Here is a 9,512-nt window from a genome sequence, read left to right on the forward strand (position 1 = left end):
ACCCGCGCTCGTGAGGCTGGACACACGCAGTTCGCACCCGTCCTCACACCCAGGAGATGCGCCATGTCTGTCCGGAACCCACTCACCGGCGTCCCGCTGCGGGCCGCCCGCTGGAGCGCCACCCACCCGTGGCGCGCCATCCTCGCCTGGCTCGTCCTCGTCCTCGTGGCGGTGGGCCTGGCGATCGCCATCCCCACCCAGGAGCCGACCGACGCGGACTACCGCCTCGGCGAGTCCGGCCGGGCGGACGCCATGGTGCACGAGGCCGGTCTCCAGGGCGCGGACACCGAGAACGTGCTGATCACCGCCCGCGGCGACCAGGCCGTCGACGAGGAGGCGGCCGAGACCGCAGCCGCCCGGATCCGGCAGGCCGCGGCCGGCCTCGACGGGGTCGACGCCGTGTCCGACCCGGTCTGGAGCCCCGACCGCTCGGCGCTGCTCCTGGAGATCCAGCTGGCCCGCGACCACGACGACGTCGCGCCGCTGGTCGACCTCACCGAACGCGTGCAGGACGAGCAGCCGGCTCTCGAGATCAGCCAGGCCGGTGACATCACCATCGACGAGAGCATCGACGAGCGGGTCGCCGAGGATCTGTCGTCGGCCGAGAAGTTCAGCATCCCGGTGACCCTGGTCCTGATGCTGCTCGCGTTCGGCGCGCTGATCGCGGCCGGGATCCCGGTGCTGATCGCCGCCACCAGCGTGGCCGCCACCATCGGCATCACCGCACCGCTGTCCTACCTGGTCCCGGCCGAGCCCACCGTGGGCAGCATGATCGTGCTGATCGGGATGGCCGTCGGCGTGGACTACACGCTCTTCTACCTCAAGCGTGAGCGCGAGGAACGGGCCAAGGGCCACGGCACCGTCGACGCGGTCGAGATCGCCGCGGCCACGTCGGGCCACTCCATCCTCGTCTCCGGGGGCGCGGTGATCGCGTCCATGGCGGGCCTCTACGTCATCGGCGACGCGACGTTCGACTCCCTCGCGACCGGGGCGATCCTGGTCGTGGCGGTCGCCGTCCTCGGCTCGATCACGGTGCTTCCGGCCCTGCTCGCCAAGCTGGGTCGCTGGGTCGACCGCCCCCGCGTGCCGCTGCTGTGGCGGCTCAACCGCCGGATCGGACAGGGCGGGATCAGCCGCCGCGTCCTGGCCCCGGTCACCCGGCACCCGGTCGTCGCGCTGGCCACCTCCACCGCCGTCGTCGGGTTGCTGGCGCTGCCGGCGCTCGGGCTGAAGCTCCACTCCGCCAACCTGGAGACCCTGCCGGACGACATCGCCGAGGTGCAGACGTTCAAGCGGATGACCGAGGCGTTCCCGGCCGAGGGCACGACCGCGGCCCTCGTGGTGAAGGCCCACGCCTCGGACGAGGACTCCGTGACGGAGGCGCTCGACCAGCTCGCGTCCGAGGCCGCGGCGACCGACCACTTCGTCGACACCGCACAGGAGCAGGTCGAGGTCTCCGACGACGGGACGACGTCGGTGCTCCGGCTCGCGATGCCGTACGACGAGTCCGACGACCGCGTCGACACCGCGATCGAGGAGCTGCGCTCCGACCTCGCGCCGGCCGCGCTCGACGACCTCGACGCGGAGTACGCCGTGGGCGGCGGGGCCGCTGAGTCGCTCGACTTCGTGAACCAGCAGAAGGAGCGGCTGCCCATCGTGATCGGCACCGTGCTGCTGCTGACCCTGCTGCTCATGGGGATCGCCTTCCGCAGCATGCCGATCGCGCTGGTGTCGACCGTGCTGAACCTGGCCTCGGTCGCGGCCGCCTTCGGCATCCTCACCGTCGTGTTCCAGCACGGCTACCTCGAGGGCGCACTCGACTTCACCAGCCCGGGCTTCGTCATCGACTGGATCCCGCTGTTCGTGATGGTGGTCCTGGTCGGGCTCTCGATGGACTACCACGTGTTCGTCCTGAGCCGGGTGCGTGAGCACGTCGGCCGCGGGCTGCCGACCAGGCTGGCCGTCGAGCGGGGCGTCAGCGACACCGCAGGCGTGGTGACCAGCGCGGCCGCCGTCATGGTCTCGGTGTTCGCGATCTTCGCGACGCTGTCGATGCTGGAGATGAAGATGATGGGCGTCGGCCTGTCGGCCGCGATCCTGCTCGACGCGACCGTGATCCGCCTCGTGATGCTGCCGGCGATCCTGGTCCTGCTCGGCGAGCGCGCCTGGTGGCCGGGCCGCCGGTCCGGCCAGCCTGGCCAGCAGGTCGTGGAGACCGAGCCGGCGTACGCGCTGGCCGGCCGCTAGGTCCGACCCGCCGGCTCGACCGAGACCGGGACGCCGTTGAGGGCGGCGTTCCCGGACAGGTCGAGCCGGTCGGGGTCTGTGAGGTCGTTGATCGAGACGCCCGGGACGGTGGCGGCGCCGGCCATCCGGGTGCCGGGCTGCTGGTGTCCGTAGCCGTGGGGGAGGGAGACCACGCCGGGCATCATGTCGTCGCTGGCCGCCACCTCGACCTCGACGGACCCGACCCGCGACGACACCGACACCCGGGCGCCGTCGGTGATGCCGCGCTCGGCCAGGTCGTCGGGGTGCATGAGCAGCTGGTGCCGGGGCCGGCCGCGGGTCAGCCGCTCGACGTTGTGCATCCAGGAGTTGTTGTCACGCTGGTGGCGGCGACCGATCAGCAGCAGCCCGTCGGGCGACCCGCTCAGGTGGCGGCGTACCCGCTCGAGGTCGGCCAGCACCACCGCCGGGGCGAGGTCGATCCGGTGGTCGGCGGTCTGCAGGCGGTCCGGCAGCGTGGGGCGGAGCGGGCCGAGGTCCACCCCCTGAGGGGCGCGACGCAGGTCGGTGATCGTCGTCCGGCGACCGCGCCGCAGCAGCATCCCGATCGCGAACGTCGGGCTGGTCGCCAGTCGCAGCCGGGTGCGCAGTCGCGCCCGGCGCGACGGCTTGCGGTCGAGGCGATCGGTGATCCGCTGCGTGAGGTCGCGGAAGACCTGCCAGTCGTGGCGGGCGTCGCGCGGCTTGTCGAACACGGCCTCGGTGAAGCGCGCGGTGTTCCGGACCGCGAGGCCGTGGAAGACGATGTCGTAGTGGTCCCGCTCGAGGATCGTGGTCGGCGGCAGGATCACGTCGGCGTGGCGGGTGGTCTCGTTGACGTAGACGTCGACCGCCGCCATGAAGTCGACGGACTCGAACGCCGCGCCCAGCCGCTTCCCGTCGGGGGTCGAGAGCACCGGGTTGCCGGCGATGGTGAGCACCGCGCGGACCTGGCCCTCGCCCGGGGTCTCGATCTCCTCGGCGAACACCGAGACCGGGAGCTCGCCGCCGTACTCCGGCGCCCGGCGGACCCGGCTGCGGTAGAGGTCGTGGTGGCCGCGGCCGATCAGGCGCGTTGTCACGAAGTCGATCGCGGGCTCGGTGAACAGGGCGCCGCCCTCCCGGTCGAGCTGGCCGGTGAGCGCGTTCAGGCACGCGATCGCCCACTGGCAGACGGTCCCGAACCCCTGGGTCGACAGCCCGATCCGCCCGTAGGCCACCCCACCCTCGGCCGCGGCGAGCTCGCGGGCGAGCCGGCGGACCGTCTCGGCCGGCACCCCGCTGACCGCTTCGGCGTGCTCGGGCGTGAACCCGGACACCGCATCGCCGACCCGCTCGACCCCGTCGACGTACGCCGCCGGGCGGGTGAGCCCCTCGGCGAACAGCACCTGGAGCATCGCCAGCAACACCACCGCGTCGGTGCCCGGTCGGACGAAGACGTGCTCGTCGGCGACCCGGGCGGTCTCGGTGCGGCGCGGGTCGACCACGACCATCCGGCCGCCGCGGGCCTTCAGGTCGCGCAGCCGCTGCGGGAAGTCGGGGACCGTCATCAGCGACCCGTTGGAGGCCATCGGGTTGGCGCCGAACACCAGGAAGTACGACGTCCGGTCGATGTCGGGGACCGGGATCAGCAGCTGGTGGCCGTAGAGCAGGTGGGCGACGAGCTGGTGGGGGACCTGGTCGACGGTGCTGGCGCTGAACCGGTTGCGGGTGCGCAGCGCCTTGACCATGGGGACGCCGTGGGTGGCGAACCCGAGCGAGTGGGCGTTGGGGTTGCCGAGGTAGACGCCGACCGCGTCGCGGCCGTGCTCGTTGATCGCTCCGGCGATCCCGTCGGCGACCAGGTCGAGCGCCTCGTCCCACGAGACCTCGTGCCACTCGCCGGTGGCGCGGTCGCGGCGTACCGGCCGTCGCAACCGGTCGGGGTCGTGGTGGAGGTCGCCGACGGCGACGCCCTTGGGGCAGATGTGCCCGCGCGACAGCGGGTCGTCGGGGTTGCCGCGGACGTCTGTCACCCGGTCGCCGTCGATCGTGATCCGCAGCCCGCAGATCGCCTCGCAGATGTTGCAGACGCCGATCCTGGTCGTGGGAGCCACGGCTCGACCCTCCCACACGGCGTGTCGATGGTGGCCGCCCCTGGCCCGCTGCTCACACGGCTGGCGGTCGTGCTCAGCGTGTGGTGCCGGTCGAGCTGCCCTGCCGGCTCCCGCCCCGCAGGCGGACCAGCCGGGGGCGAAGAACCGTTCGGGTGGTGAGTAGGCGGAGCAGGACGTGACGTCGCGCTCCACCCGACCGGGTGAGTCGCGGCGGGGGACGCCGTCGGGGGCAGGGACTGGGTCTAACCTGCCCGGGAGCCGGTCAACCGTGACCGGCCCACGGAAGGGACGAACATGGGTTACGGACTCGGAGTCTTCCTCACCGCGCTCGGGCTGATCCTGGCCCTGGCCGTGCAGGACGTGATCGACGCGATCGACCTGACGCTGATCGGCTGGATCCTGGCACTCGCCGGTGTCCTGGTGCTCGTGCTCACCGCGGTGCAGACCAACGCCCGGCGGCAGCACACCACCACGGCCACCACCACGCACAGCGACGGCAGCCAGACCACCGAGCAGCGCACCACCGAGCGGCAGGATCCCCCGCCCGCGGTCTGACCTTGGTCGGTGTCCACGGAGAAGTGGCCGACCCGCCGCAGCCGCGCCGCCTGTCCCGGACCCCTGCCACCTCTGGCGTTTTGGGTGGCCGGTCTGCGCGCTGATAATCTCCGACGGTTGCCGTGCAACGGCCGCGGATCGAGAGTGCCCGGGTGAACAGGCCCCGGCGCGCCGCGCAACGGAAGACACCGGAAGGAGCCCGCCTTGGCCATCGGAACCGACGCGGAGACCAAGAAGAAGATCATCGCCGAGTACGCCACCAAGGACGGGGACACCGGGTCTCCCGAGGTCCAGGTCGCGTTGCTCAGCCACCGCATCAGCCACCTCACCGAGCACCTCAAGCAGCACAAGCACGACCACCACAGCCGTCGTGGGCTGCTCCTGCTGGTCGGCCAGCGCCGCCGGCTGCTCAACTACCTGCGCGACACCGACATCGATCGTTACCGCTCGCTCGTCGAGCGGCTCGGTCTGCGCCGCTGACACGCGAGGGCCCGCTTCCCGACCACGGGGTGCGGGCCCTGCTGCATCCCACGCGCTAGATTCACAACTGAACACCAGAACCCATCCAAGGAGCGATCCGCGAACGTCGGCCCGGTCCTCGGTAGTGGCTCTCAGATCCCTTCATGGTGCTGCCGCGTCACGCGGCGATCTGCGGGCCTCGATCGAAGACCGGCCAGCTCCACGGGACCCAGGACAGACCAGCGGTCCCGCGCGGGTCATTCGCGGGATCGCTCCGCGAAACAGAAAGAGAGCCCCATGACCGGCTCCGAACCCACCATCTCCGCCGTCGAGACCGTCATTGACAACGGCTCGTTCGGCTCCCGCACCGTCAAGTTCGAGACGGGCCTGCTGGCCCGCCAGGCTGCCGGCGCGGTGACCGCCTACCTCGACGACGAGACGATGCTGCTGTCGGCGACCACTGCCGGCAAGCAGCCCAAGGACCACTTCGACTTCTTCCCCTTGACGATCGACGTCGAGGAGCGGATGTACGCCGTGGGCCAGATCCCCGGCTCGTTCTTCCGGAGCGAGGGCCGGCCGGGCGAGGACGCGATCCTCACCTGCCGCCTGATCGACCGGCCGCTGCGCCCGACGTTCAAGAAGGGGCTGCGCAACGAGGTCCAGGTCGTCATCACCGTGATGGCGCTCGACCCGAACATGCCCTACGACGTCCTGGCCATCAACGCCGCGTCGATGTCGACCCAGCTGTCCGGCCTGCCGTTCTCCGGCCCGGTCGGCGGCGTCCGCGTCGCCCTGATCGACGGCCAGTGGGTCGCCTTCCCGACCCACGAGCAGCTCGAGAGCGCCGTGTTCGACATGGTCGTCGCCGGTCGGGTCACCGACACCGGCGACGTCGCCATCATGATGGTCGAGGCCGAGGCCACCGAGGAGACCGTCGAGCTGGTCCGCGGCGGCGCCCAGGCGCCGACCGAGGAGGTCGTCGCCGGCGGCCTCGACGCGGCCAAGCCCTTCATCAAGCAGCTGGTCGAGGCGCAGGTCGAGCTGGCCAAGCAGTCCGCCAAGCCCGTCCAGGAGTTCCCCGTCTTCCTCGACTACGAGGACGACGTCTACCAGGCCGTCGACGAGGCGATCCGCACCCAGACCGCCGAGGCGCTCACCATCGCCGGCAAGCAGGAGCGCGAGGAGCGGCTCGACGAGATCAAGGCCGGCCTGCTCGAGCAGCTGGCCGGTCAGTTCGAGGGTCGCGAGAAGGAGATCGGCGCGGCGTTCCGCTCGGTCAACAAGGAGCTGGTCCGCCAGCGCGTGCTGCGCGACAAGGTCCGCATCGACGGCCGCGGCCTGGCCGACATCCGGCCGCTGCACGCCGAGGTCGGCGTGGTCCCGCGGGTCCACGGCTCGTCGCTCTTCGAGCGGGGCGAGACCCAGATCCTGGGCGTCACCACCCTCGACATGCTCAAGATGGAGCAGCAGCTCGACACGCTCTCCCCGGAGAAGCACCGCCGTTACATGCACAAGTACGTCTTCCCGCCGTTCTCCACCGGCGAGACCGGCCGGGTCGGCTCGCCCAAGCGCCGCGAGGTCGGCCACGGTGCGCTCGCCCGCCGGGCGCTGCTGCCGGTGCTGCCCTCCCGCGAGGAGTTCCCCTACGCCATCCGGCAGCTGTCCGAGGCGATGGGCTCCAACGGCTCCACCTCGATGGGCTCGGTCTGCGCCTCGACGCTGGCCCTGCTCCAGGCGGGTGTCCCGCTGAAGGCGTCGGTGGCCGGCATCGCGATGGGCCTGATCTCCGGTGAGGTCGACGGCGAGACCCAGTACGTCGCGCTGACCGACATCCTCGGCGCCGAGGACGCTTTCGGCGACATGGACTTCAAGGTCGCCGGTACCCGGGAGTTCGTGACGGCCCTGCAGCTCGACACCAAGCTCGACGGCATCCCGGCCGAGGTGCTCGCCTCGGCGCTGACCCAGGCCCGCGACGCCCGGATGACGATCCTCGACGTGATGGCCGAGGCCATCGACGCGCCCGAGGAGATGTCGGTCCACGCGCCGCGCATCCTCACGATCACCGTCCCGGTCGACAAGATCGGCGAGGTCATCGGCCCGAAGGGCAAGGTCATCAACCAGATCCAGGACGACACCGGCGCCACCCTGTCCATCGAGGACGACGGCACCGTCTACATCGGTGCCACCAACGGCGAGGCCGCCGAGGCCGCTCGGGCTGCGGTCAACGCGATCGCCAACCCGACCATGCCCGAGGTCGGCGAGCGCTACCTCGGCACCGTCGTGAAGACGACCAACTTCGGTGCGTTCGTCTCGCTGCTTCCGGGCAAGGACGGCCTGCTCCACATCAGCAAGCTGCGGGCGCTCGCCGGCGGCAAGCGGGTCGAGGCCGTCGAGGACGTCGTGGCCGTCGGCCAGAAGATCCAGGTCCAGATCGCCGAGATCGACGACCGCGGCAAGCTGTCGCTGGTTCCCGTGGTGGAGGAGGCCGAGGAGGCCGCAAGCGACGAGGACGAAGACGAGTCCGAGTGACCTCGAGCAGCACCCGCACGACGACCGGCCGGCCGCGGCGCGCGGCCGGCCGGTTGTCCGTGGACCAGAAGACCGGCGTCACCCGGACGCTGGAGACGGTGCGCGACCGCTCCGGACAGGTGACGTCGCGCATCCGGCGTACCGTCCTGCCGGGCGGGCTGCGCGTGATCACCGAGCAGATGGCCGGCGTCCGCTCGGCCAGCGTCGGGGTCTGGATCGGCGTGGGCTCGCGCGACGAGACCCCGGCGCTCCACGGCTGCTCCCACTTCCTCGAGCACCTGCTCTTCAAGGGCACCGGCAGCCGGTCCGCGATGGACATCTCCGCCTCCCTCGACGCGGTCGGCGGCGAGTTCAACGCCTTCACCGCCAAGGAGTACACCTGCTTCCACGCGCGGGTGCTCGACGACGACCTGCCGCTCGCGGTCGACGTCCTCGGTGACATGGTGACCGACTCGCAGATCGCCGCCGACGACGTCGAGGCGGAGCGTGACGTGATCCTCGACGAGATCGCGATGCACGACGACGACCCCGACGACGTCGTCCACAACCTCTTCGCGCAGCAGGCCTGGGGCGACAGCCCGCTGGGCCGGCCGATCGCGGGCACCTCGGCGTCCGTCGAGGGGCTCTCCCGCGACCAGGTGGCACGGTTCTACCGCCGCCACTACCGAGCGTCCCAGACGGTCGTCGCGGTGGCCGGCAACGTCGAGCACACCGCCGTCGTCCGGCAGGTCCGCAAGGCGTTCGGGCGCAACGGGTTCCTCGCCTCCCACGAACCGCCGGTGGTGCCGCGGGCCAGCAGCCGCGTCCGCCGCGTCCATGCCGGCAGCATCGCGACCGAGCGGCCCTTCGAGCAGGTCAACCTGGTGATCGGCGTCAACGGGCTCACCCGCCACGACGAGCGGCGCTACGCGCTCGGCGTCCTGAACGCCGCCCTCGGCGGCAGCACGTCGTCCCGGCTGTTCCAGGAGGTGCGCGAGCGCCGCGGCCTCGCCTACAGCGTCTACAGCTTCGCGTCCCACCACGCCGACGCCGGACTGGTGGGCGTCTGCGTCGGCTGCCTCCCGGGGCGGGTCGACGACGTGCTCGCCACCGTCCGGGCCGAGCTGGCCCGGATCGCCGCCGACGGCATCACCACCGCGGAGCTGGAGCGCGGCCAGGGCCAGCTCCGCGCCGGCCTGGTGCTCGGCCTCGAGGACACCGGCGCCCGGATGACCCGGCTCGGCAAGGCCGAGCTGGTGTACGACGAGCTGCTCGCCGTCGACGACGTCCTCGACCGCATCGACGCCGTCACCCACGACGACGTCCGGGCCGTCGCCCACGCGCTGTTCTCCCAGCCCGAGATCCTCGCCGTCGTCGGCCCGGGACCGTCCTAGCCGCGAGCCGTCACTTGTGCGGGCTCGGAAGTGCCCGAGCCGTCACTTGTGCGGGCTCGGAAGTGCCCGAGCCGTCACTTGTGCAGCTCGCTACCCGGAGAGCGGGCAGTGGTTGCGGTCTGATTCCTTCTTGCGGGGTTTCGACACGCTCGGTCGCGGGTGGATTCAACCGGTGAGTGCAACACCGGGTGGGTTGTCGTGTTCGGACAGTAGCGCGTCGAGCGCTTCGGCGGGT

At 71.5% G+C, this 9,512-nt stretch carries 6 protein-coding genes; 5 read left to right on the forward strand and 1 reads right to left on the reverse strand.

Translation table 11 applies throughout. The annotated features are described in order from the left end of the window. Positions 1–63 precede the first annotated feature (63 nt). Positions 64–2,247: an MMPL family transporter gene (locus tag ACQ1X7_RS15235; protein WP_432479064.1), complete on the forward strand. Its 2,184-nt coding sequence runs from the start codon at positions 64–66 to the stop codon at positions 2,245–2,247. Here the strand turns inward: ACQ1X7_RS15235 and ACQ1X7_RS15240 are convergent. Next, positions 2,244–4,361, reverse strand: a complete 2,118-nt coding sequence (locus tag ACQ1X7_RS15240) for a molybdopterin-dependent oxidoreductase (RefSeq protein ID WP_432479065.1) — start codon at positions 4,359–4,361, stop codon at positions 2,244–2,246. The two genes, ACQ1X7_RS15235 and ACQ1X7_RS15240, sit on opposite strands and share 4 nt — an antisense overlap. A 294-nt stretch (positions 4,362–4,655) precedes the next feature. On the opposite strand from ACQ1X7_RS15240, the gene ACQ1X7_RS15245 reads away from it, so the two are divergent. The 4 genes from ACQ1X7_RS15245 to ACQ1X7_RS15260 all read left to right on the forward strand — a co-directional run bounded on the left by ACQ1X7_RS15245 (position 4,656) and on the right by ACQ1X7_RS15260 (position 9,277). Continuing rightward, positions 4,656–4,916, forward strand: coding sequence for a DUF6458 family protein (locus tag ACQ1X7_RS15245; RefSeq protein ID WP_432479066.1), 261 nt, complete (start codon positions 4,656–4,658; stop codon positions 4,914–4,916). Between the two features lie 204 nt (positions 4,917–5,120). Further along, complete coding sequence (gene rpsO, locus ACQ1X7_RS15250; protein WP_432479067.1) at positions 5,121–5,396, forward strand: 30S ribosomal protein S15; 276 nt, start codon at positions 5,121–5,123, stop codon at positions 5,394–5,396. A gap of 276 nt (positions 5,397–5,672) precedes the next feature. Then, on the forward strand, positions 5,673–7,904 hold the full coding sequence (locus ACQ1X7_RS15255) for a polyribonucleotide nucleotidyltransferase (RefSeq protein ID WP_432479068.1): 2,232 nt from the start codon (positions 5,673–5,675) through the stop codon (positions 7,902–7,904). After that, entirely contained in the window at positions 7,901–9,277 is a 1,377-nt protein-coding gene (locus tag ACQ1X7_RS15260) for a M16 family metallopeptidase (RefSeq protein WP_432479069.1), read from the forward strand. The genes ACQ1X7_RS15255 and ACQ1X7_RS15260 overlap by 4 nt, the downstream gene beginning before the upstream one ends. The last annotated feature ends 235 nt before the right edge of the window (positions 9,278–9,512 follow it).

It is taken from the genome of Nocardioides sp. GXQ0305 (genome assembly GCF_050880345.1).
Lineage (GTDB): Bacteria > Actinomycetota > Actinomycetes > Propionibacteriales > Nocardioidaceae > Nocardioides.